Below are 21,618 nucleotides of genomic sequence, written 5' to 3'. Positions count from 1 at the left end.
ACGCCCACCCCCGCCCGGCGCGCCCGCCGACCCCTTGCCGTACGCCCGGCCGCGCCCGCCTCTGCCCCGCCCGCCCACCGCCCACCGCCCACCGCCCACCGCCCACCGCCCACCGCCCACCGACCGGCGCCCACGCCCGCAGCCGCGACCACCCCGGCCCCGCCCGCCCCTTCACCCCTCCACCGCGATCTCCGCCGCGATCCGTCGCCGGCACTCGTCGGCCAGTGCCGGATAGGCGGCGGCGATCGCCTCGTACAGCCGTCGCCTCAGGAGCCGCTCGGCCTCGCCCCGGCCGGTTGCCCCGTAGAGCCCGTCGAGGAGGGCCTCGTACCGTGACAGGGCGTGCCGCAGGTAGCTCACCTGCCAGCGCACGAGGGAGCCGGCGGGAGCGCCGCGCGGACCGGCGGGCGCGGTTCCGCCCGGCGGTCCGGTCCGAGGTCCCGACGGCTGCCGTGCTCCGGGACTTCGGCCCGTCAGGGCGTGCCGGTGGCGGACGGCGCGCCGCTCCAGTTCCGGGCCGGGCAGCCGGGGCACGTCGATGGGCTCGGCGCGGATCGCGGCGAGGACGGCGGCGCGCCGCCGCTCCGCGTAGGCCCCGGCGGCGGAGCGGGCCGGCGAGAGGACCGAGGTCTCGGCGAACTCGGGGGTCCGCTCCACGGTCTCCACCCGGGCCAGCAGATAGAGCCGGACGGGCGCGAGGGACCAGCGGCGCGGGTCGCGCCCCTGGACGTCGGGCGTGCCGAGCAGGTCCCGCACCATCGTGTCGGTCCAGCCTCGGCGGCGTACCCCGGCGAAGGTCACATAGGTCGTACGGTCCGTCATGATTCCCCCAGAAGTGATTACGGAGCGTGACCATCACAGTGAAGCGCACCCCACTGACAACGCCCCGTGGCGAGGGCCTTGCGGGGGCGGTGCCGACTGTGCGATATAGGTCTGGACCTTTTCGACGGACGGAGGCCGGCCCGTGCAACGCCCGCTCGCCGCAAGCCTGTTGACTGCCCTCGCGCTCAGCCTGACGCTCGCCCTCACCGCCTGCTCCGCCGCCCCTGCGCCCGAGGCCGACGACATCCGCGCCCCCACCGCTCCCCTCGGCGTCACCGCGACCGCCGGCAGCGCGAGCACCGTCCACGTCATGTGGAACGCGGCCACCGACGACCGCGCCGTCAGCGGCTACGCGGTCTACCGGGAGGGCCGCAAGGTCAAGGACCTCCCCGCCGCCACCCTCATGACCGACGTGATCGGCCTCGCCCCCGCCACCCCCCACACCTTCACGGTCCGCGCCCGCGACGCCGCCGGCAACGTCTCGGCCCCCAGCGCCCCCGTCACCGCGACCACCCTCCCCGCCCGCGCCGAGGACCGCACGCCCCCCAGCGCGCCCTCGGCGCTCCGCGTCGCCCCCGACGGCAGCCGCGCCGCCACCCTGCGCTGGACCCCCGCCCGCGACGACACCCGCGTCACCGCGTACGACGTCTACCAGGCCGACACCCGCATCCACACCGTCCCCGGCACCGCCACCACCGCCCGCCTCACCGGCCTGCGCCCCGGCACCGCCTACGCGTTCACCGTCCGCGCCCGCGACGCCGCCGAGAACTCCTCCCCGGACAGCGCCCCCGCCGACCTCACCACCGCCCCGGCGCCCGGCGCGCCCCCCAACACCGCCCCCACCGGCCTCACGGCGACGGCCGCCAAGGGCGAGATCACCCTCACCTGGACCCCGCCCCGCACCGGTGCACCCGTCACCCACCACGAACTCCACCTCAACGGGCACTTCGCCACCACCATCATCTGGGGCACCACCCCACCCCCCGACCGCGCCACCTACACCTTCCCGGTCCCCGACCCCCCGGGCACCCGCTACACCGTCACCCTCCGCGCCCAACTCCCGGACGGCACCTGGGGCGACTTCTCCGCGCCGAGGACGGTCGTGGTGCGCTGACCGAGACCGACCACGACGGCCCGCGGCCCGGCACGGCTTGGCCGGAATCGCACCCTTTCGCCGCGCACCGTCGCGCCCCACCCTGCGTCCAGGGGACACGACGGGCTGGTGGGGGGCGCGCCGATGACCGAACCGGGGACCGAGCCGATCTACGTACCCGTGCTGCCCGCCCGGCGGAGCGCGCTCGCCGCGTACGGCGGGCTGGCGCCGGACGTCCGGGCGGCCGTCGCGCCGCTCTGGACCGTGCCGCCCCGCGTCGGCCCCGAGCGGACCCCGGGCCGCCTGCCCCTCCACCCGCCCGACCCCGACGCCCTCGCCCTCGGCGTTCACGTGCACCGCGCGCTGGCCGGGATCGCGCGCGTGCAGCGCGGCCGCCCCGCCTGGGTCGACACCTGCCACGTGGAGAGCGGGCCCCGCGCCTTCGTCACCGGCCCGCCCCCGCTGCGGCCGGTGACCGGCACCGAGCGTGCCGCGTGGCAGCAGGTGGCCTGCGCCGAGGCCGCCGCGGCCGGCGGCGGCGGTCTCGGCATCCGGGTGCGCCCGGCCGGGGTCCTCGACGACCGGTGGGCGGAAGGCGTCGGCCGCCTCCTGCGCCGGATCGCGTTCGCCCGCTGCCCCCTGGACCTCCTCCTCGACCTGGGCCCGGTCGACGACGCCGACCACGGGGCCCACCTCGGCGCGCTCCACGCCCTGGACCTCCTCGGCGCGCTCCATCCCTGGCGCTCCGTCGTCCTTCTCGCCGGCTCCTACCCCCGTACCCACCCCGAGGGGTACGGCGCCGCCCTCGCCGAGACCGGACGGGCCGATCGGGACCTCCGCGACCTGCTGCGCCACACCACCGGCGGGGCCGGTCCGCGGCCCGTGTACGGCGACTACGGGGCGCACGACCCGGCGAGCGCCGACCGCGTCTCGGACACGGGAGCCGACCCGTTCCGCGGCGCGCTGCGCTACACCACCACCCGCACCTTCCTCGTGGGCGAGGTCCGCGCCGACGGACCCGACGTCCACCGCACCGTCCGCTCCCACGCCCGGGAGATCGTCGACACCCCCGACTTCAGAGGCGCGGCCTACAGCGCGGGGGACCGCTGGCTCCAGGCGTGCGCGGACGGCGGCGGCCCGCCCGGCACGGGACACCCGGACGCCTGGATCTGCGCCGGCCACCTCCAGCACCTGACCCACGTGGCCCGCGATCTGCGCCGATGCCCCTGACCCGCGGGCCCACGATCCGCGCCGACACCCCCGGCCCGCGCAACCCGTGAACCACGCCGACACCCCCGGCCCGCGCCGCCCGCGGGCCGCGCCGACACACCTGCCCCGTGCGCCTTGCCGCCCGTAACCAGCGGCCCGGAACTACCCTGGGAGTTGTGGCCGAGACCGTACTCACCAACACCGGGCTCGACAGGTTCCTCGAACTCATCGACGGAACACCCGAGCGCCGGGACCCCGTGTTCACCCGCGCCGCCGAGGCGGTACTGGGACTGCTCGCCCTCCGGGGAGCCGACCGGGGCACGGGGGTGCCCGAGCCGACGCCCGGTCTCGTGAGGCAGCTGCTCGTGGAGGACCTGCCGACGTTCGTGTACGTGCCGCCCGGCGAACTCGCGGCCTATCCGGCCGTCCTGGGAGCCCTCGCGGCACGGTTCGACGGCGGGCGCGGAGAGCGGGTCGCCGCGGTGGTCGCCGAGACCGGGCCCGACTTCGAACGGGCCATGAACGACCCGGGAAACCTCACCTGGCACCGCTGGTACGCGTCGCTGCTGCGGAGCTGCGGCACCGATCTCGCCGACCCCGAGGACGTACGGCGCAGGCTCGCCGCGCTCGACGGCGCGCCGCTCCCCGACGGGGTGCACCGGGCCGACCTCATGGGGCGGACCGCCCTGGCGGACGTGCTGCTCGCGGAGGCGCTCGCCCGGGCGTACGTACGGGACGCCGAGGAGCCCCCGCCCGCCGGGCCGCTGCTCACCGACCACACCGTCGCGACCGGGATCGCGCAGGTGGCCGCCGCGCTCCAGGACCGCTGGACGGCCGCCGGGCTCGCCGAACAGCTCGCCGGGCCGTACGCGCGGTTCGCGCCGGGACCCGACGCCTTCCCCCACCTCGTCCTCGCCGACGCCCTGCTCGACGAGCACCTCGACTACTACGGGGACGCCGCCGCGCCCGTGCCCCCGCCGCCCGCCATCGAGACCGGCTCCCGGCCCGGGTCCTCCGGTCCCGGCTCCTTCGAAGCGGACGCCGACGCGCTCATCGCCGCCGTCGAGGAGCTGGCCGAGGAGGAGTTCGAGCCCTACGGGGGCGAGGCTCCGCACCTGCTGTACGCGGTCTACCAGCGCGGCTGCTCCGCCGAGTCCGTCGCCCGCAAGGCCGCCGAGTACGAGGACTGGGCCGTCGACCCGGACCTGGAGGACCTGCCCGTACAGGTACCCGCAGAGGCGCCCGGGGCCTACGCGACGCCGCCCCTGCCGGAGCTCGTCCGGCTCCTCGGCGCGGCGGACCTGGACGAGGCCGACCGGGCCCGGCTCGAAGCACCCGCCCGGGACCTGGCCGCGGCCGTCGACCGGCTGGCCGCCACCGGCCTGGTGTTCCGCACCGGCGACGCCTTCGGGCTGACCCCGCGCGGCGCGGGCGTCGTGCGCTATCTGCTCGGCGTGCGCGGGATCGCCGCGCCCGACGCCGCCCAGGCCGCCGCCTGGACCGCGCCGGCCATGGTCGCCGCCGCGGCGGGCTGGCCCGCGTGCGTCGCCGCGCGCGTGCTGGCCGACTGGCTCCACGCGCGCGGGGACACCGCCGAGGCGTGGTCCGCGCTGCTCGCCGCCCTCGGCTCGGTGCACGCCGGGACCGGCGACGCGGCCGCCGTACGGGCCCTCTTCACCGTCCTGGACACCGCCGCCGCCCCGGCCGACGCCCTGCGCGGCGCGCTCCGCGACCCGGTCGTCGGCGCCTACGCCCTCGGGGCCCTGCGCGAGAGGGACGAGCCGGCGGACGCCATCCAGGTACGGGCCTCCGCGCGGGCGTTGCACGTCCTCGACGCGCTGCCCGGCAAGAAGGGCCCGCTGGAGTCCCGGCGCACCGCCTTCGACGAGGCCGCGTCCGCCTGGCCCGGCGGTTCCGCCGCCCTGGTCCGGGCGATGGCGGCGGCGGACCGCCATGAGGCCGAGCGGGTCCTCGGCCCGCTCGGCATCACCGTGGCATGAGCCCCGCGGCCGGGGCTACCCCGCCGTGAGGTACATGCCCGACGGCCCCGCCCCCGTCGTGTTCCGGCAGCTCTGGTTGCCGGTCGGGCGGGCGTGGACCAGTGCCAGGCAGCGGCCCAGGGCCTGCTGGCCGTAGGCGTTGGGGTGCATCGACTCCTGGACGAGCCCCTGGGTGCTCTGGCTGTCGATCCAGCGCGCCCACTCGCTCGTCGCCGCCGACGGGGGAACCGTCGCCGTCACCTGCTTGCTGGCCTTGGCGCAGACCTCGCGCCCCTGCAGGGCGTCCCGCAGGTCCATGAACTGCACGCCCTTCGCCGTGGCCACGCCCTTCAGCCGGTTGGCGAGCTGCGGGACCAGGGAGTCGCGCGCCCAGTCGGAGTCGGCGTTCCAGAAGGGGCAGCCGCCGGTGTTGGTGCGCGCCCAGCCGCTCTCGCCGTACCGGTTGTCGGCCGCGCGCGGAATGGGCGAGGGGTACGACTGCAGGACGATCCGGTAGTCGGAGGAGGCGTATCCGGCGGTGGTCATCACCGCCCGGATCTCGTCGACGGACGCGCCGACGTCCGCCATCACGCCGTCGATCTTCGCGTCGACCTCGGCCTGCTGGTCGTCGTGGCAGTACGAGTACCAGACGATGTAGTCGGTCGCGCAGGTGGTGATGATGTCGGCGAAGCCGAGGTCGTTGCCGCCGATGGACAGGGCGATCAGCTTCACGTCGTGCGTGGCGGCGACGGCCGCCAGCTGGTCGGCCTGCGGGGCCTCGCCCTTGTAGGACTGCCCGCCCTTGGAGGCGCGGATGACGTTCTTCGTGGTCGCCCCGGAGCAGGCGAGGTTGATCAGGCTGCTCGCGAGCGGGCCGGCGCTCTTCACCTCGGCGGTGTCGGAGCGGTGGCAGCCGCCGGCGGTGGCGCCGTACACCCGGGACGGGTCGTACCCGCTGCCGGTCCAGGCGCGGTCGGTGCCGTTGCGGCTGCCGGAGTTGGTGAGGCTGTTGCCCTGCCAGCGGCCGGCCTCACCGGAGATGTAGCTGTCGCCCATGGTGACGACGGCGGTGGGGCCCGTGCCGGGGGAGGCGTGGGCGGACGGGGCGGCGACGGAGGCGAGCCCGGCGGCGGTACACAGTGCCAGGAGTGCGCGCAGCGCACGATGGGGGGACGGAGGCATGGCTGTGCTCCTGCGGTACGCAGTGATGTGGGGGACAGCCATCGGCGCCGGTGGCATGGCGGAATCTGACACGTCCCGGCTTGTTACCGCTAGGTAGCTGCATATCTCGGTTCCGTCACGTCGCCTGTGACACGACAGGGCCCCGCCCCCGGAGCTGTGCGTTCACCGGGGGCGGGGCCTGTGCGGGGAGGGGCTGCGGTCAGCCGACCAGCTGCTCGTACGCGGGCAGGGTCAGGAAGTCCGCGTAGTCCGCGTCGAGGGAGACGTGCAGCAGCAGATCGTGCGCCTGCTGCCACTTGCCGGCCGCGAAGGCGTCCTCGCCGACCTCGGCGCGGATCTCGGCCAGCACCTCGGCGGCGACCTTGCGGGCCAGCTCGGGGGTGGCCGTCTCGCCGTTCTCGAAGACGACGCCCGCGTTGATCCACTGCCAGATCTGGGAGCGGGAGATCTCGGCGGTCGCCGCGTCCTCCATCAGGTTGAAGATGGCGACGGCGCCGAGGCCGCGCAGCCACGCCTCGATGTACCGGGTGCCGACCTGGACGGCGCTCACCAGACCGCCGTAGGTGGGCTTCGCGTCCAGCGAGTCGATCGCGATCAGGTCACCCGCCGCGACGGAGACGTCCTCGCGGAGGCGGTCCTTCTGGTTCGGCTTGTCGCCGAGGACGGCGTCGAAGGAGGCCATCGCGATCGGGACGAGGTCGGGGTGGGCGACCCAGGAGCCGTCGAAGCCGTCGCCGGCCTCGCGGTCCTTGTCGGCCTTGACCTTCTCGAAGGCGACCTTGTTGACCTCGGCGTCCCGGCGGGACGGGATGAACGCCGCCATGCCGCCGATCGCGTGCGCGCCGCGCTTGTGGCAGGTACGGACGAGGAGTTCGGTGTACGCGCGCATGAACGGGGCCGTCATCGTGACCGCGTTGCGGTCCGGCAGGACGAACCTGGCTCCGCCGTCACGGAAGTTCTTGACGATGGAGAAGAGGTAGTCCCAGCGGCCGGCGTTCAGGCCGGCGGCGTGGTCGCGGAGCTCGTAGAGGATCTCCTCCATCTCGTACGCGGCCGTGATGGTCTCGATGAGGACCGTGGCGCGGACGGTGCCCTGCGGGATGCCGACGTAGTCCTGGGCGAAGACGAAGATGTCGTTCCAGAGGCGGGCCTCCAGGTGCGACTCCGTCTTCGGCAGGTAGAAGTACGGGCCCTTGCCGAGGTCGATCAGGCGCTGGGCGTTGTGGAAGAAGTACAGCCCGAAGTCGACGAGCGCGCCGGGCACCGGGCTTCCGTCGAACGTGAGGTGACGCTCCTCCAGGTGCCAGCCGCGCGGCCGCATCACGACCGTGGCGAGCTCGCCGGCCGGCCTGAGGGCGTACGACTTGCCCGACCTGGGGTCCGTGAAGTCGATCTTCCGGGAGTAGGCGTCGATCAGGTTGACCTGGCCGAGGATCACGTTCTCCCAGGTCGGCGCCGAGGCGTCCTCGAAGTCGGCGAGCCAGACCCTCGCGCCGGAGTTGAGCGCGTTGATCGTCATCTTGCGGTCGGTCGGGCCGGTGATCTCGACACGGCGGTCGTTCAGGGCCGCCGGAGCCGGCGCGACCTTCCAGGAGTCGTCGGCGCGGATCGCGGCGGTCTCCGGCAGGAAGTCCAGCGTGGACGTACGGGCGATCTCGGCGCGGCGCTCCGCCCGGCGGGCGAGGAGCTCGTCCCGGCGCGGGGTGAACCGCCGGTGCAGTTCGGCGACGAAGGCCAGGGCGGCCTCGGTGAGCACCTCTTCCTGACGCGGCAGGGGCTCGGCATCGACGACGGCCAGGGGGGACGGCGCTGGTGCGGACATGAACTGTCACTTCCTTCAGCGGACTTCACGGGCGGTGCCAGGCGGCCGCCGGGCGTCGCGGTCCGGCACGGAGTGCCGCAGGCGCCGAGATACGGCCGCGAGCGCCGTTTCGGGAAACAGCGCTTCTGAACAGTGGATACTAGTTTCCTCATGGTGGAAGTTCAATGGTTTGTTGATGTCGAGATTCTCCGGATCGACACAACACGGCGCACCGTGCCGGCCCCTTCACTCCAGGTGCGCCAGATCCGCCTCCGTGTCGATGTCGTAGGGCTCGGCCACATCCGAACAGTCCACCGGCGTGATCGCATCCCGGTGCGCCGCCAGATAGTCCCGCGCGCCCCGGTCGCCCACCGCCCCCGCGGCGATCCCCGCCCAGTGCCCCGCGCCGAACAGCACCGGATGCCCCCGCTGCCCGTCGTACGAGGCCGCCACCAGCGAATCCCGCGACCCGTACGCCGCCCGCACCCGCGCCACCGCCTCCGCCCCGATCCCCGGCTGGTCGACCAGCAGCACCAGCGCCGCGTCCACCCCCCGCCCGTCCGCCTCCAGCGACGCCAGCCCCACCCGCAGCGACGACCCCATCCCCTCCGCCCACCCCGGGTTCTCCACCACCACACACCCCGCGAGCTCCGCCCGCTCCCGCACCACCCCTGCCGACGCCCCGATCACCACATGCACCACCTCGCACCCCGCCGCCCTCAGCACCCCCACCGCATGCTCGACCAACGGCCTCCCCCGGTGCTCCAGCAGCGCCTTCGGCCTCCCCCCGAGCCTCCGCCCGCCCCCGGCGGCCAGCAGCAGTCCTGCGACGACGGGCCTTCGATCTTCCGCTGTAGTCATGGAACCTGCATACCGCATGGCGCGAAATGACACGGTCGCCTGAATTCCGTCCACCAAGGGTGGCGCGCCGGGGTGGCGAAGGAGTTAACTGGCCCGCGGCTCGCGGGGGCCGGCCGCTGTCCGGCGGGTCGGCTCGGAGTGTTCGTCGTACGGAGTTCTGCGCACAGAGTCGTGCGAGGGGGAGAACCATGTTGCGAAGCGTGGGGCAGAGGCGAGTGACCGGCGAGGGTGTGGACCCCAGGGTGGTCGAACTGCGGTCCGCCGTGTCCCGGCTGCGGAGGGAACTGGCCGCGCACCGGGTGGAGTTCGCGGACCGGGGGATCGCCGAGGACGAGCTGGCCGCGCTGGACGCGATGGCGCTGAGCGGCGCTCCCGAGGTGCGGCGGCTGCGCCGGTCGCTGCTGCTGGTCGCGGGCTGCGTGGGCTCGGTCAGCGCGCTCGCCGACGGGCTGGCCGGGGTGCGTCGGGCCGTGGAGCTGTTCGGGCCGCCGCCGAGCGCCTGAGGCCGTGCCCGGGGCGTCCGGTGGAAAAAGCGATTGCCTCCGGTGGGGGGCTCGCGTTGGGTGGGCGGCATGGCTGAACTGCGTACCGACCGTCTTCTTCTCCGCCGATGGCGTGACTCCGACCTGGAACCGTGGGCGGCGATGAACGCCGATCCCGAGGTCCGGGAGCACTTGGGGGACGTGCTGTCCCGGGAGCAGAGCGATGCTTCCGTGGCACGGTTCCAGGCCGAGTTCGACCGGCGGGGCTACGGCTGGTGGGCGGTCGAGGTACGGGAGACCGGCGAGTTCGTCGGCTTCGCGGGCCTGGACGAGGTCGACGAGGAGGTGCCGTTCACGGGAGTGGAGATCGGCTGGCGCCTGGCCCGGCCGGCCTGGGGGAAGGGCTACGCCACCGAGGCCGCGCTGGCCGTCCTGGCGCACGGCTTCGAGGCCCTGGAGCTTCCCGAGATCCTGGCCGTGACGACGGCCGCCAACCTTCGCTCCCAGGCCGTGATGCGCCGGATCGGCATGAGCCGGGCCCCCGAGGACGACTTCGACGACCCCACCGTGCCCGAGGGCCCGCTGCGACCCAACGTGCTGTTCCGCATCCGGCCGAGCAGCTAGGCCCAGCGCCCAGCGCCTAGCGCCGGATGAGCCGGCGGGCCGTGGCCGCCGCGACCGCGGCGGTACGGGAGTCCACGCCGAGCTTCGCGAAGATGTGGACGAGGTGGGACTTCACGGTCGCCTGGCTGAGGAAGAGCGCCTTGCTGATCTGCTGGTTGGAGAGGCCCTCGCCGACGAGCTGGAGGACTTCGAGTTCGCGTTTGGTGAGGGCCTCGGCGGGGGTGCGCATCCGGTCCATCAGACGGTGGGCGACGGCCGGGGCGAGGGCCGACTGGCCGGCCGCCGCGGTGCGGACCGCCGCGGCCAGCTCCTCGGGCGGCGCGTCCTTCAGGAGGTAGCCGGAGGCGCCCGCCTCGACCGCCGCGAGGATGTCCGCGTCGGTGTCGTAGGTGGTGAGGACCAGCACCTTCGGCCCGCCGGGGACGGCCGTGATCGCCGCCGTGGCCTCGGAGCCGTGCAGGCCCGTGCCGAACTGGAGGTCCATCAGGACGACGTCCACGTCGCCGGCGGCGGCGAGTTCCACGGCCCGCTCGGCGGTGGCGGCCTCGGCGACCACGGTGAAGTCGGGTTCCGTGTCGAGGACGGCGCGCAGGCCCGCCCGTACCACCGGGTGGTCGTCGGCGAGCAGAAGGCGGATGGTCATGCGGAGACTCCAGCCGGGAGAGGGAGGGAGACGGCGACGGCCGTGCCCTGGCCGGGCGCGGACTCGACGGTGAACGTGCCGCCCAGCGACTCCGCCCGCGAGCGCATCGCCGGCAGTCCGAAGCCGGCGTCGGACGAGGGGCGTACCGAGCCGGGGTCGAAGCCCCGGCCGTCGTCGACCACGTCCAGTGTCACCGAGGCGTCCATGAACGACAGGGTGATCTCGGCCCGCGAGGCCGACGCGTGCCGCACCGTGTTCGCGAGCGCCGACTGGGCGATGCGCAGCAGCGCCACCTCGTACGGCGTCGGCAGCTCGACCGGCGTACCGCTCATCGTGAAACGGACCCGGGGCCCGACGGCCGGGGCCCCTTCCTCCGGCGCGTACGCCCCCGGTCCCGGGCGTCCCGGCTCGCACAGCCGCTCCAGGGCGGCCGCGAGGGAACCGTGCTCCAGGTCCGGGGGAGTGAGGGCGCGGACGAAGCGGCGGGCCTCGGCGAGATTGTCCTGGGCGGCCTCGCGGGCCTGGCCGATGTGCGGGGCGGCGGGGGAGTCCGGCGGCAGCGCGCGCTCGGCGGCGCGGAGCAGCAGCTGGATCGAGGAGAGGCCCTGCGCGAGGGTGTCGTGGATCTCGCGGGCCAGCCGCTCCCGCTCGGCGAGGGTGCCGGCGTGCCGTTCCGCCGCGGCGAGCTCGGCGCGTGTCGCGATCAGCTCCTCGATGAGCCGGCGGCGCCGCTCGCTCTCGCGGTACAGGGCCTGGTAGCCGAGGACGGTCGCCACGGCCACGGCCGCGCCGAGCAGGGGGCCGATGAAGACGCCCGGGTTGAGCGCGGCGCCGTGCCCCACGTACGAGAGGATCGCCGCGACGGCGGTCAGCGCCACGGCCGGCAGCGACCAGCGCACGGACAGCAGGTGCAGCTGGAGGAAGTAGAGCGGGAAGGCCAGCCAGAGCGCTTCCGGGGTGAGGCAGAGCAGCGCCAGCCAGGACAGGCCCAGGGCTCCGAGCCACACGGCGGCGGCCCGCTGTGAGCTCCGCACGGACGGCAGGTAGGAGCCGGAGGCGTAGACCGCGCCCATGACCAGCGCCATCGCCGTGCCGGCGGCCGAGTGCGCGCGTACCGCCGCCAGGACGAGCAGGCCCGCCATGAGGAGGTGCAGGCAGAGGCGCAGGGCGCGAAGGGCGGGGGTGAGGGGCCACCGGGCCGGGTGGAGGGAGGAGCGGGGATCCATGATCCCTCCAGGGTAGACAGCGGGAGACAATCCGGACTCAACCGAAAGTTTGATTGCAGAGCCATCCGTGGCGCGATGCCCGAGGGGTACCCGGCCGACCACTCTGGTGAGCATGTTCGTGGCATGGAGAGACCTGAGATTCGCCAAGGGGCGGTTCACCCTGATGGGCACGGTGATCGTGCTGATCACCCTGCTCGTAGGGCTGCTGTCCGGGCTGACCGCCGGGCTCGCGCGAGAGAACGTCTCGGCGATCACCGGCCTGCCCGCCGACCGGCTGGCCTTCGCGGCGCCGCCGTCGGGGCAGTCGGTCTCCTTCACCAATTCGACGGTGACGGAGGAGCAGTGGAGCCGGTGGTCGGAGCGGCCCGGGGTGACGGAGGCCGAACCCCTCGGCATCCGTACCCTCAACGCCGCCGCCGGGGACCGCACCGCCGCGGTCTCCGCCTTCGGCACGGAGGCGGGCTCCGGGCTCGCCCCCGCGCCGGTCGGCCCGGGGAAGGCGGTCCTGTCCGAGTCGGCCGCGGAGGAGCTGGGCGTGGACGCCGGCGACGCGGTCCGCCTCGGCCCGCTGGAGGTCACCGTCACGGCGGTCTCCGGCGACGCCTCCTACAGCCACACCCCGGTGGTGTGGACCTCGCTCGACGACTGGCAGAAGTTCGGCCACAGCGGGACCACCCCGCAGGAGCAGGCCACCGTCATCGCGCTGACCGGTGACGGCGGTACGGACTGGGCGGCCGGCGACAAGGCCGCGGGGACGGAGGCGCGGACGATCGACGGCGCCCTCACCGCCATAGGGTCCTACCAGGCCGAGAACGGCTCGCTCCAGCTGATGCGCGGCTTCCTGTTCGCCATCTCCGCGCTCGTCATAGGAGCGTTCTTCACCGTCTGGACCATCCAGCGCAGCGGCGACGTGGCCGTGCTCAAGGCGCTCGGCGCGTCCACCCCGTACCTCCTCAAGGACGCCCTCGGCCAGGCCGTCCTCATGCTCACCGCCGGCACGCTGCTCGGCACGGTGCTCGCGGTCGGCATCGGCGCCCTGGTCAGCGGCGGGAACGTGCCGTTCGTCCTGGAACCCCTCACCGTCCTCGGCCCGGCCGCCGTGATCATCGTCCTCGGCGTCCTCGGCGCGGCCCTCTCCATCCGGCGGATCACCGCCGTCGACCCCCTCACCGCCCTCGGGAGCGCCCGATGAGCCTCGTCCTCGACGCCGTCACCCTCACCTACCCGGACGGCGACGGCCGGCTCACCGCCCTCGACGCCGTCTCCCTCACCGTCCCCGCCGGTACGCTCACGGCCGTCGTCGGCCCGTCCGGCTCCGGCAAGTCCAGCCTGCTCGCGGTCGCGGCCACGCTGGTGACCCCGGACGAGGGCCGGGTCGTGGTCGCCGGTACGGACACCGGTGCCCTCACTCCCGCCGCCAAGGCGCGGCTGCGGCGCGAGCACATCGGGATCGTCTTCCAGCAGCCCAACCTGCTGCCCTCGCTGAGCGCCGTGGAGCAGCTCCAGGTGATGGCCCATCTGTCGGGCCTTCCGCCGAAGACGGTACGGGGCCGCGCCCGGGACCTGCTCGACGCGGTGGGCCTCGCGGACCAGGCCCACCGGCGGCCCCACCAGCTCTCCGGCGGCCAGCGCCAGCGGGTGAACATCGCCCGGGCGCTGATGAACGAGCCGTCCGTCCTGCTGGTCGACGAGCCGACCAGCGCCCTCGACCACGAGCGCGGGGCGGCCGTCATGGACCTGCTCGCCACGCTGACGGCCGAGCGGGGCACCGCGACCGTCCTGGTCACCCACGACCGCACACACCTGGCCCGTACGCATCAGACGGTGACCGTCCAGGACGGCAGGCTGACGGAGCCGGTGGACGCCTGACCCCCGCAACCGGGCCGCCCCGACCCGCCGACCCGCCGACCCGCCAGGCGAAGGCCCGGCGCGGTCGGCGCGGCCCGTCACGCGGTCCGGCGTGCCGCCCCGGTCCGCGAGCGCGCCGCGGCGAGTCCACCGAGGACCGTGCTGATCAGGCCCACCAGCAGGGCGACATAGGCTCCCCCGCGTCCGTTGCCGGTGCCGATGCCACTGTCGGAGGTGGCGACCACCAGACCGCCGAGGGCCAGGGCGAGAACACCCGCCACGAGCGCCGCGACGGCCCGGATCCGCGTGCGGCCCGGGCCGGGGCCCGTTCCGGTCCGGCGGGCGGCGCGCAGGGCGCGCACGCCGACGACGGCTCCGGCGAGCCCCACGAGCGTGCCGAGGGAGGCTCCGAGCCGCCCTGCGCTCAGGGTGAGGACTCCGGCGGCGAACGGCTGGACCGCGAGGTGCGCGGTCGCGGGTGCGGCGATCAGGTGCCGGATCGGCATGGGGTGCTCCTTCTGCGACGGGACGTGGACCGAGCCTGTCCTCCCGGACCGTCCCCCGTCGTCCGGCGGACGCGGTCATTTCCGGCTGCCGCCGCTGCCGCACCCGGCTGCCGCGGACGCGGCAGAAGCGGGCCCACTACCGCGTCCGCGGTAGTGGTGGGCTCCTCCCCTGGCGGGATCCGGCCGTGGACGGCCCGCGGCTAGGGTGCGCGCATGAGCAGAGGAAGGTTCGGTGTGCCGGCCTGTGTCGTGGACGGGGTGATCGCCGTCGGCGTGGCGGGGGCACTGCTGCTCACCGGCGCCTCCGAGGGGCACCCCGGCACGGGGTTCGGTCTGCTGGGGTACGCGCTGCTCGCGGCCGGCGGTCTGGCGCTGGCCGGCCGCCGCCGCGCCCCGGTCCCCGTGCTGGTGGTCACGGGGGTGTGCGCGGCGGGGTATCAGGCGGCCGGTTTCGACGTACCCGCCGTGGCGTACCTGTTCGCGGTGTACGCGGCCGTACGGGCCGGACACCGCACCGTCACGGTCCTGGTGAGCGTGACCGTGCTGGCCGCCCTGCCGGCGGCGGCGCTGGCGTCGGGACTGCACGACACGGGGGAGGCGTTCGCGCGGGCGCGGGGCGCGCTGGAGCTGGCCTGGCTGGTCGCGGCCGGCGCCGCGGGGGAGGCGCTGCGGCAGGCCGAGCGGCGGGCGGAGGATGCCGAGCGCACCCGGGAGGAGACGGCGCGACGCCGTGCGGACGAGGAGCGGCTGCGCATCGCGCGCGAGCTGCACGACTCGCTCACCCACCAGATCTCGATCATCAAGGTGCAGTCGGAGGTCGCGGTCCACGTGGCCCGGCGGCGGGGCGAGCGGGTGCCGGAGGCCCTGCTCGCGATCCAGGAGGCCGGGCGGGAGGCGACCCGGGAGCTGCGGGCGACCCTGGAGGCGCTGCGCGACGACGACACGGCCCCGCCCCGCGGCCTGGACGACGTCCCGGGCCTGGTGGCACGGGCCCGGCTGACCGGTCTGGACGCCACGCTGACGATCGACGGCCGCCGGGACGACGTGCCGGTCGCGGTGGACCGGACCGTCTACCGGATCGTCCAGGAGTCGCTCACCAACATCGCCCGGCACGCGGAGGCGGCCACGGCCTCGGTGCGGATCGAATGCCGTCCCGACGCCCTGACCGTGCGGGTCGACGACGACGGGACGGCCGTGCCGGACACCGCGCCGACGCCCGGCACGGGGCTGCTCGGGATGCGCGAGCGGGTCACCGCCCTCGGCGGACGGCTGAGCGCGGCGCCCCGTACCGAGGGGGGCGGCTTCAGCGTCCGGGCCCGTCTTCCGCTGGAGCGGACGTGATCCGGGTCGTGCTGGTCGACGACCAGTCGCTCATCCGCAGCGGATTCCGCGCGCTCCTCGATCTGGAGGACGACATCGAGGTGGTGGGGGAGGCCGGCGACGGCCTGGCGGGCCTGGCGCTGGCCGGGGAGCATCTGCCCGACATCGTGCTGGTCGACATCAGGATGCCGGTCATGGACGGCGTCGAGATGACCCGCCGCGTCGCCGCCGATCCGGCCCTGGCCGGGGTGCACGTGGTCGTCCTGACCAACTACGGCCTGGACGAGTACGTCTTCGACGCGCTGCGCGCGGGCGCCGCCGGGTTCCTGGTCAAGGACATCGTGCCGGAGGACTTCCTGCACGCGGTGCGGGTCGCGGCGCGGGGCGACGCCCTGCTCGCGCCGTCGATCACGCGCAGGCTCATCGACCGGTACGTCTCGGAGCCGTCGGGGACGGGCGCCGCCACCGGTCTGGAGGAGCTGACCAACCGTGAGCGCGAGGCCGTGGCCCTGGTCGCGCGGGGTCTGTCCAACGACGAGATCGCCGACCGCATGGTGATCAGCCCGATGACCGCGAAGACCCACGTCAACCGGGCCATGGCCAAACTCCGCGCCCGCGACCGCGCCCAACTGGTCGTCCTCGCCTACGAGTCCGGCCTCGTGTCACCGCGCACCCCCGGGCCCTGACGCGGGTCGTCAGCCGAACCAGACGGTCACGCGGACGTTCTCGTCCCCGTGGCCGGCCGCGAGGCCGCGCATCGCCGCCCATACGGGGGCCCAGGTGCCGTCCGGCGGGGCGAACACGCGGGCGGTGAGGGTCACGGGGCGGTGGACGGCGCCGTTCCAGTGGACTTCGCCGCCCTCGGGCCACTCCGGTGGCATGAGGTCCTCGCCGAAGATCTCCTCGGCGAGGTCGAGGACCTCGACGGGCGTCCAGGGCGCGTCCGTCAGGACGAGTGCGCCGTCCGGGCCGGGGCGCCAGACGCCGACGCGGTTCCCGTCGGGGCCGTCGCGCAGGGGCCGGTCCCAGTCGGCGGCCGCGATCTCGGCCCAGGTGGCGTAGGCGTGGCCGTGGTGGAGTTCCCCGCAGGCGCGTGGGACTCCGTCCGAGGCGTCGTCCGGGGCTCCGCGCCGTTCGAACAGGGACCGGTCCAGGTCGAGGCCGCCGGGGTGGCCGAAGAGGCACTCCCAGGCGTGCCGGTCGCGCGCGAGGGCGCACTGCGGGAGGCCGAGCGCGATCCGCCAGGGGCGACCGGGCTCGCGTACCTCGATCACACCGTCGATGTCCGCCCCCATGGCGACGAGCGTAGTGGTGCTCGCCGCCGTGGGGTGCGCGCGCTCAGCCCTGGCCGTTGCCCGCGGTGTTGGCGAGGGCGGCCGAGAGTTCGCGGGCGACTTCCTGGAGGATCGGGACGATCTTCTCCGTGGCGGCCTCGGTGACCCGGCCGGCGGGGCCGGAGATGGAGATGGCCGCCGCGGTGGGGGAGTCGGGGACGGAGACCGCGAGGCAGCGGACTCCTATCTCCTGCTCGTTGTCGTCGACGGCGTACCCGCTCTCGCGGACCGCGACGAGGGCGTCGAGGAAGCCGTCGGGGGTGGTGATCGTCTTCTCGGTGGCGGCCGGCATGCCGGTACGGGCGAGCAGGGCGCGCACCTCGTCCGCCGGGGTGTGCGCGAGGAGCGCCTTGCCGACGCCGGTGGAGTGGGGGAGGACCCGGCGGCCGACCTCGGTGAACATGCGCATGGAGTGTTTGGACGGCACCTGCGCCACGTACACGATCTCGTCGCCGTCGAGCAGTGCCATGTTGGCGGTCTCGCCGGTCTCCTCGACGAGCCGCGCGAGGTAGGGGCGGGCCCAGGTGCCGAGGAGGCGCGCGGAGGACTCGCCGAGCCGGATGAGGCGGGGGCCGAGTGCGTACCGCCGGTTGGGCTGCTGGCGTACGTACCCGCAGGCGACCAGGGTGCGCATCAGGCGGTGGATGGTGGGGAGGGGCAGTCCGCTGCTGGCGGAGAGCTCGCTCAGCCCGACCTCGCCCCCGGCGTCGGCCATCCGCTCCAGGAGGTCGAAGGCACGCTCAAGGGACTGGACGCCACCGCTCGCGGCGGAGGGCTTGGCGGCGTCGGTGGTGCTGGCGCTGGACGTCGGCACGTCAACGGTCCTTTCGAGGCAGGCGGGCAAGGCAGCAGCCTACCGGGCCACCGGCCGGGGCACCTGGTCTCGGTGCCGGTGTACGGGCCGGTCAGGGGGTGTTTGTCCGGTGTCGGCGAGGGCCCGGCGGGGTCCGGGTCCGCCCCGCATGTGCGGAGCTACGTTCTACTGTACGGAATTTCCATTCCACTTTGTGGAAACGTCCAAGGCGGGTTCGCCGACGGCCGATGCTGGAAGTGTGCCCTTGACGACATGTCGTCCGGAAGTGAAGACTCCTTCAACAGTTCGTTGAATTTCTCGCCGAGGCACTTGAAGAAGGGGTACGGGTGGACGTCAACCTGGTCCTGCGCTCGACACGCGTCATCACCCCCGAGGGGACGCGCCCGGCGTCGATCGCCGTCTCCGGAGGGACGATCGCGGCCGTGCTGCCGTACGACGCCGAGGTACCCGCGGGGGCCCGGCTGGAGGACGTCGGCGACGACGTCGTCCTGCCCGGACTCGTCGACACCCACGTGCACGTGAACGACCCCGGCCGCACCGAGTGGGAGGGCTTCTGGACCGCCACCCGCGCGGCCGCCGCCGGCGGCATCACCACGCTGCTCGACATGCCGCTGAACTCGCTGCCCCCGACCACCACCGTGGACAACCTCCGGGTCAAGCAGGAGGTCGCCCGGCGCAAGGCCCACATCGACGTCGGCTTCTGGGGCGGCGCGCTGCCCGACAACGTCAAGGACCTGCGCCCCCTCCACGACGCCGGCGTCTTCGGCTTCAAGTGCTTCCTGTCGCCCTCCGGCGTGGACGAGTTCCCGTCGCTCGACCAGGAGCAGCTGGCGACCTCGCTCGCCGAGATCTCCGGCTTCGACGGCCTGATGATCGTGCACGCCGAGGACCCGCACCACCTCGCCGCCGCGCCCCAGCGCTCCGGCGGCGCGTACGCCGACTTCCTCGCCTCGCGCCCCCGGGACGCCGAGAACACGGCCATCGAGAACCTGGTCAACCAGGCCCGCAGGCTGAACGCCCGCGTCCACGTCCTGCACCTCTCCTCCTCCGACGCGCTGCCGCTCATCGCCGCCGCCAAGGCCGAGGGCGTCAAGATCACCGTGGAGTCCTGCCCGCACTTCCTCACCCTCACCGCCGAGGAGATCCCGGACGGCGCCACCGAGTTCAAGTGCTGTCCGCCCATCCGCGAGGCGTCGAACCAGGACGCGCTGTGGCAGGGGCTCGCGGACGGCACGATCGACTGCATCGTCTCCGACCACTCCCCGTCCACCGCGGACCTCAAGACCCCGGACTTCGCCTCCGCCTGGGGCGGCATCTCCTCCCTCCAGCTCGGCCTGCCCGCCATCTGGACCGAGGCCCGCCGCCGCGGACACACCCTGGAGGACGTCGTCCGCTGGATGTCCGAGGGCCCGGCCCGGCTCGCCGGGCTCACCCGCAAGGGCGCGATCGAGGCCGGCCGCGACGCCGACTTCGCCGTCCTCGCCCCCGACGCCACCTTCACCGTCGACCCGGCCGATCTCCAGCACCGCAACCGGATCACGGCCTACGCGGGCAAGACCCTCAGCGGCGTCGTCACCGCCACCTGGCTGCGCGGAGAGCGGATCGCCGACCACGGCACCCTGGCCGAGCCCTCCGGCCGCCTCCTCGAAAGGAACAACTGACCCGTGAGCACCGGCATACCCTCCTTCACCGGCGACGCCAGCCCCTTCGGAGGTGGCGACCCGTACGCCGACTACCGCACCGCCGACTTCCCCTTCACCCAGTACGCGGACCTCGCCGACCGCCGCCTGGGCGCGGGTGTCGTCGCCGCCAACGACGAGTTCTTCGCCGAGCGGGAGAACCTGCTCAAGCCCGAGGCCGCCGAGTTCGACCCCGAGCACTTCGGCCACAAGGGCAAGATCATGGACGGCTGGGAGACCCGCCGCCGCCGAGGGATCTCGGCCCGGCAGCCGCACCCCACCGAGGACGACCACGACTGGGCCCTCGTACGGCTCGGCGCGCCCGGCGTCGTCCGCGGCATCGTGGTCGACACCGCCCACTTCCGCGGCAACTATCCGCAGGCCGTCTCCGTCGAGGCCGCCTCGGTCGCCGGCTCGCCCTCGCCCGAGGAGCTCCTCGCCGACGACGTGAAGTGGACGACGCTCGTCCCGCGCACCGCCGTCGGCGGTCACGCCGCCAACGGCTTCGCGGTCGACGTCGAGCAGCGCTTCACCCACCTGCGCGTCAACCAGCACCCCGACGGCGGCATCGCCCGGCTCCGCGTCCACGGCGAGGTCGCCCCCGACCCGGCGTGGCTCGGCGTGCTCGGCACCTTCGACCTCGCGGCCCTGGAGAACGGCGGCCAGGTCGAGGACGCCTCCGACCGCTTCTATTCGCCGGCCACCAACACCATCCAGCCGGGCCGGTCCCGCAAGATGGACGACGGCTGGGAGACCCGCCGCCGCCGCGACAAGGGCAACGACTGGATCCGCTACCGGCTGGTCGCCGAGTCCGAGATCCGCGCGGTCGAGATCGACACCGCGTACCTCAAGGGCAACAGCGCCGGCTGGGCCGCGCTCTCGGTCGCGGCCGAGGGCTCCGAGGACTGGACCGAGATCCTGCCCCGGACCCGCCTCCAGCCCGACACCAACCACCGCTTCGTCCTGGACACCCCGGCGGTCGGCTCCCGCGTCCGGATCGACATCTACCCGGACGGCGGCATCTCCCGCCTCCGCCTCTTCGGCTCCCTCACCGCGGCCGGCGCGGCGCGGCTGACCGCCCGCCACCAGGAGCTGGGCGGCCAGGGCCTGTAGTCACCTTCCCGTCTGCCCCACGGGCGACGACGGGAATGTGACGGCAGACCCCAAGGCTCCCCCGAACCGGGCGGGTACGACACCCCGCCCGGCCCGCGAGGGCGCACCGGCCCGACAGCACCGGCGCGCCCTCGCGTCCCTCCTGGGCGGCTCACTCGCCGCGCAGCGGGGTCACGCGGCGTGCCCGCCGTCCACCGAGAACTCGGCGCCGGTCACGTACCGCCCGTCCGGCCCCGCGAGGAAGGCGACCATCGCGGCCACCTCGTCAGGGGTGCCGAAGCGGCCCAGGGCCGTCATGGCAGCCTGGCCCGGTGCGTACGGTCCGTCCGCCGGGTTCATGTCGGTGTCGACGGGGCCGGGGTGGACGATGTTGGCCGTGATGCCGCGCGCGCCCAGCTCCCGGGCGAGCGCCTTGGTGAGGCCGACGAGGGCCGCCTTGCTCGTCGTGTACAGCGTCCCGCCGGGGCCCGGCACGCGCTGCGTCATGCAGGTGCCGATCGTGACGATCCTCCCGCCCTCCGGCATGCGTGCGGCCGCCGACTGCGAGGCGAGGAAGGCCGCCCGGACGTTGACCGCGAGGACCCGGTCCACGTCCGCGAGGGTCAGCGACTCCAACGGGCCGAGGACGCCGGCGCCCACGTTGTTCACCAGGACGTCGAGCCGGCCCAGGGCGTCCGCCGCCCATTCCACCGCGCCGGCCGCGTCGCCGGCGTCGGCGGCGTCGGCGCGCAGCGGGAACGCCTTGCGGCCGGCCGCCTCGATCCGTGCGGCGACCTCCTTGGCCCGTGCCTCGTCCTGGACGTAGGTGAAGGCCACGTCGGCGCCCTCCCGGGCGAGCCGTACGGCCGTGGCCGCGCCGATCCCGCGGCTGCCGCCCGTCACCAGGACCGCCGTGCCGTTCATCGTGGACATCCCGAAACCTCCGTGAGCCGAGTAAGTGGTTGCGGGTTCAATGAAAGTCGGCGGGGCGGCCGGACGCTGGCGGGAATCGGACCCCGACGCGGCCACCGATGACTTCTGCCGGGCGGTGGAGTCGGAAGAGGTGAGACACGATGGTCCGGAGAACAGAAAGGGCATCCGCC

21 protein-coding genes are annotated in these 21,618 nt (G+C 74.4%); 11 read left to right on the top strand and 10 right to left on the bottom strand.

Translation table 11 applies throughout. The annotated features are described in order from the left end of the window. Window positions 1-171: 171 nt before the first annotated feature. Entirely contained in the window at window positions 172-822 is a 651-nt protein-coding gene (locus tag ACFVZH_RS07240) for a hypothetical protein (RefSeq protein WP_384894129.1), read from the bottom strand. Window positions 823-964: 142 nt separating this feature from the next. Between ACFVZH_RS07240 and ACFVZH_RS07235 the strand changes: the two genes are divergently transcribed. The 3 genes from ACFVZH_RS07235 (at window position 965) to ACFVZH_RS07225 (ending at window position 5,124) form a co-directional block, all read left to right on the top strand. Beyond that, entirely contained in the window at window positions 965-1,936 is a 972-nt protein-coding gene (locus ACFVZH_RS07235; RefSeq protein ID WP_384894127.1) for a fibronectin type III domain-containing protein, read from the top strand. Between the two features lie 123 nt (window positions 1,937-2,059). Continuing rightward, window positions 2,060-3,145 (top strand): hypothetical protein, encoded by a 1,086-nt coding sequence (locus tag ACFVZH_RS07230; RefSeq protein ID WP_384894125.1) that lies wholly within the window; start codon window positions 2,060-2,062, stop codon window positions 3,143-3,145. 155 nt (window positions 3,146-3,300) lie between these two features. Further along, complete coding sequence (locus ACFVZH_RS07225) at window positions 3,301-5,124, top strand: hypothetical protein (protein WP_384894122.1); 1,824 nt, start codon at window positions 3,301-3,303, stop codon at window positions 5,122-5,124. Window positions 5,125-5,139: 15 nt separating this feature from the next. Here ACFVZH_RS07225 and ACFVZH_RS07220 read toward each other — a convergent pair whose 3' ends face one another. The 3 genes from ACFVZH_RS07220 to ACFVZH_RS07210 form a co-directional block, all read right to left on the bottom strand. Then, window positions 5,140-6,285: a GDSL-type esterase/lipase family protein gene (locus ACFVZH_RS07220; RefSeq protein WP_384894120.1), complete on the bottom strand. Its 1,146-nt coding sequence runs from the start codon at window positions 6,283-6,285 to the stop codon at window positions 5,140-5,142. Between the two features lie 199 nt (window positions 6,286-6,484). Beyond that, window positions 6,485-8,107: a malate synthase A gene (aceB, locus tag ACFVZH_RS07215; protein WP_384894118.1), complete on the bottom strand. Its 1,623-nt coding sequence runs from the start codon at window positions 8,105-8,107 to the stop codon at window positions 6,485-6,487. A 225-nt stretch (window positions 8,108-8,332) separates the two neighbouring features. Beyond that, window positions 8,333-8,947 carry an NTP transferase domain-containing protein gene (locus tag ACFVZH_RS07210; protein WP_384894116.1) on the bottom strand — a complete coding sequence of 205 codons (615 nt, stop codon included), beginning with the start codon at window positions 8,945-8,947 and terminating at the stop codon, window positions 8,333-8,335. Window positions 8,948-9,135: 188 nt separating this feature from the next. Here ACFVZH_RS07210 and ACFVZH_RS07205 point away from each other — a divergent pair, with 188 nt between their 5' ends. Both ACFVZH_RS07205 and ACFVZH_RS07200 read left to right on the top strand, forming a co-directional pair. Then, entirely contained in the window at window positions 9,136-9,450 is a 315-nt protein-coding gene (locus tag ACFVZH_RS07205) for a DUF5955 family protein (RefSeq protein ID WP_384894114.1), read from the top strand. 69 nt (window positions 9,451-9,519) lie between these two features. Next, window positions 9,520-10,053: a GNAT family N-acetyltransferase gene (locus ACFVZH_RS07200; protein ID WP_384894112.1), complete on the top strand. Its 534-nt coding sequence runs from the start codon at window positions 9,520-9,522 to the stop codon at window positions 10,051-10,053. A gap of 16 nt (window positions 10,054-10,069) precedes the next feature. On the opposite strand, the gene ACFVZH_RS07195 is transcribed toward ACFVZH_RS07200, so the two are convergent. Together ACFVZH_RS07195 and ACFVZH_RS07190 are read right to left on the bottom strand one after the other, a co-directional pair. Next, on the bottom strand, window positions 10,070-10,696 hold the full coding sequence (locus ACFVZH_RS07195) for a response regulator (RefSeq protein ID WP_384894110.1): 627 nt from the start codon (window positions 10,694-10,696) through the stop codon (window positions 10,070-10,072). Beyond that, complete coding sequence (locus tag ACFVZH_RS07190; RefSeq protein ID WP_384894108.1) at window positions 10,693-11,922, bottom strand: sensor histidine kinase; 1,230 nt, start codon at window positions 11,920-11,922, stop codon at window positions 10,693-10,695. The genes ACFVZH_RS07195 and ACFVZH_RS07190 overlap by 4 nt, the downstream gene beginning before the upstream one ends. A 112-nt stretch (window positions 11,923-12,034) precedes the next feature. Here ACFVZH_RS07190 and ACFVZH_RS07185 point away from each other — a divergent pair, with 112 nt between their 5' ends. Both ACFVZH_RS07185 and ACFVZH_RS07180 read left to right on the top strand, forming a co-directional pair. Beyond that, the gene (locus tag ACFVZH_RS07185) at window positions 12,035-13,114 is read left to right on the top strand and encodes an ABC transporter permease (protein ID WP_384894106.1); all 1,080 of its coding nucleotides are present in this window, start codon (window positions 12,035-12,037) and stop codon (window positions 13,112-13,114) included. After that, window positions 13,111-13,791, top strand: coding sequence for an ABC transporter ATP-binding protein (locus ACFVZH_RS07180; protein WP_384894105.1), 681 nt, complete (start codon window positions 13,111-13,113; stop codon window positions 13,789-13,791). Before ACFVZH_RS07185 ends, ACFVZH_RS07180 begins: the two co-directional genes overlap by 4 nt. 77 nt (window positions 13,792-13,868) lie before the next feature. On the opposite strand, the gene ACFVZH_RS07175 is transcribed toward ACFVZH_RS07180, so the two are convergent. Continuing rightward, window positions 13,869-14,276 carry a DUF6223 family protein gene (locus tag ACFVZH_RS07175; RefSeq protein WP_384894103.1) on the bottom strand — a complete coding sequence of 136 codons (408 nt, stop codon included), beginning with the start codon at window positions 14,274-14,276 and terminating at the stop codon, window positions 13,869-13,871. Window positions 14,277-14,489: 213 nt separating this feature from the next. On the opposite strand from ACFVZH_RS07175, the gene ACFVZH_RS07170 reads away from it, so the two are divergent. Further along, window positions 14,490-15,617, top strand: a complete 1,128-nt coding sequence (locus ACFVZH_RS07170; protein ID WP_384894101.1) for a sensor histidine kinase — start codon at window positions 14,490-14,492, stop codon at window positions 15,615-15,617. After that, a complete protein-coding gene (locus ACFVZH_RS07165; protein ID WP_384894099.1) occupies window positions 15,614-16,282 on the top strand; it encodes a response regulator in 669 nt (222 codons plus the stop codon). Before ACFVZH_RS07170 ends, ACFVZH_RS07165 begins: the two co-directional genes overlap by 4 nt. A gap of 9 nt (window positions 16,283-16,291) precedes the next feature. On the opposite strand, the gene ACFVZH_RS07160 is transcribed toward ACFVZH_RS07165, so the two are convergent. Together ACFVZH_RS07160 and ACFVZH_RS07155 are read right to left on the bottom strand one after the other, a co-directional pair. Next, window positions 16,292-16,891: a hypothetical protein gene (locus ACFVZH_RS07160; RefSeq protein ID WP_384894097.1), complete on the bottom strand. Its 600-nt coding sequence runs from the start codon at window positions 16,889-16,891 to the stop codon at window positions 16,292-16,294. A gap of 43 nt (window positions 16,892-16,934) precedes the next feature. Next, a complete protein-coding gene (locus ACFVZH_RS07155) occupies window positions 16,935-17,744 on the bottom strand; it encodes an IclR family transcriptional regulator (protein ID WP_384894095.1) in 810 nt (269 codons plus the stop codon). A gap of 326 nt (window positions 17,745-18,070) precedes the next feature. On the opposite strand from ACFVZH_RS07155, the gene allB reads away from it, so the two are divergent. Then, window positions 18,071-19,405: an allantoinase AllB gene (gene allB, locus ACFVZH_RS07150; protein ID WP_384894094.1), complete on the top strand. Its 1,335-nt coding sequence runs from the start codon at window positions 18,071-18,073 to the stop codon at window positions 19,403-19,405. A 3-nt stretch (window positions 19,406-19,408) separates the two neighbouring features. After that, window positions 19,409-20,536, top strand: coding sequence for an allantoicase (gene alc, locus ACFVZH_RS07145; protein WP_384894092.1), 1,128 nt, complete (start codon window positions 19,409-19,411; stop codon window positions 20,534-20,536). A gap of 171 nt (window positions 20,537-20,707) precedes the next feature. On the opposite strand, the gene ACFVZH_RS07140 is transcribed toward alc, so the two are convergent. After that, on the bottom strand, window positions 20,708-21,448 hold the full coding sequence (locus ACFVZH_RS07140; protein ID WP_384894090.1) for an SDR family NAD(P)-dependent oxidoreductase: 741 nt from the start codon (window positions 21,446-21,448) through the stop codon (window positions 20,708-20,710). Window positions 21,449-21,618: the final 170 nt, after the last annotated feature.

Source organism: Streptomyces sp. NPDC059534, assembly GCF_042743475.1.
GTDB lineage: Bacteria > Actinomycetota > Actinomycetes > Streptomycetales > Streptomycetaceae > Streptomyces.
This window is presented reverse-complemented; position numbering and strand designations above follow the sequence as displayed.

What these genes read in the sequence shown, in the direction of transcription:
- ACFVZH_RS07240 (WP_384894129.1), bottom strand. Translation starts at nt 822, where the DNA reads ATGACGGACCGTACGACCTATGTGACCTTCGCCGGGGTACGCCGCCGA.
- ACFVZH_RS07230 (WP_384894125.1), top strand. Translation starts at nt 2,060, where the DNA reads ATGACCGAACCGGGGACCGAGCCGATCTACGTACCCGTGCTGCCCGCC.
- ACFVZH_RS07220 (WP_384894120.1), bottom strand. Translation starts at nt 6,285, where the DNA reads ATGCCTCCGTCCCCCCATCGTGCGCTGCGCGCACTCCTGGCACTGTGT.
- aceB (WP_384894118.1), bottom strand. Translation starts at nt 8,107, where the DNA reads ATGTCCGCACCAGCGCCGTCCCCCCTGGCCGTCGTCGATGCCGAGCCC.
- ACFVZH_RS07210 (WP_384894116.1), bottom strand. Translation starts at nt 8,947, where the DNA reads ATGACTACAGCGGAAGATCGAAGGCCCGTCGTCGCAGGACTGCTGCTG.
- ACFVZH_RS07205 (WP_384894114.1), top strand. Translation starts at nt 9,136, where the DNA reads ATGTTGCGAAGCGTGGGGCAGAGGCGAGTGACCGGCGAGGGTGTGGAC.
- ACFVZH_RS07200 (WP_384894112.1), top strand. Translation starts at nt 9,520, where the DNA reads ATGGCTGAACTGCGTACCGACCGTCTTCTTCTCCGCCGATGGCGTGAC.
- ACFVZH_RS07195 (WP_384894110.1), bottom strand. Translation starts at nt 10,696, where the DNA reads ATGACCATCCGCCTTCTGCTCGCCGACGACCACCCGGTGGTACGGGCG.
- ACFVZH_RS07190 (WP_384894108.1), bottom strand. Translation starts at nt 11,922, where the DNA reads ATGGATCCCCGCTCCTCCCTCCACCCGGCCCGGTGGCCCCTCACCCCC.
- ACFVZH_RS07185 (WP_384894106.1), top strand. Translation starts at nt 12,035, where the DNA reads ATGTTCGTGGCATGGAGAGACCTGAGATTCGCCAAGGGGCGGTTCACC.
- ACFVZH_RS07180 (WP_384894105.1), top strand. Translation starts at nt 13,111, where the DNA reads ATGAGCCTCGTCCTCGACGCCGTCACCCTCACCTACCCGGACGGCGAC.
- ACFVZH_RS07175 (WP_384894103.1), bottom strand. Translation starts at nt 14,276, where the DNA reads ATGCCGATCCGGCACCTGATCGCCGCACCCGCGACCGCGCACCTCGCG.
- ACFVZH_RS07170 (WP_384894101.1), top strand. Translation starts at nt 14,490, where the DNA reads ATGAGCAGAGGAAGGTTCGGTGTGCCGGCCTGTGTCGTGGACGGGGTG.
- ACFVZH_RS07160 (WP_384894097.1), bottom strand. Translation starts at nt 16,891, where the DNA reads ATGGGGGCGGACATCGACGGTGTGATCGAGGTACGCGAGCCCGGTCGC.
- ACFVZH_RS07140 (WP_384894090.1), bottom strand. Translation starts at nt 21,448, where the DNA reads ATGTCCACGATGAACGGCACGGCGGTCCTGGTGACGGGCGGCAGCCGC.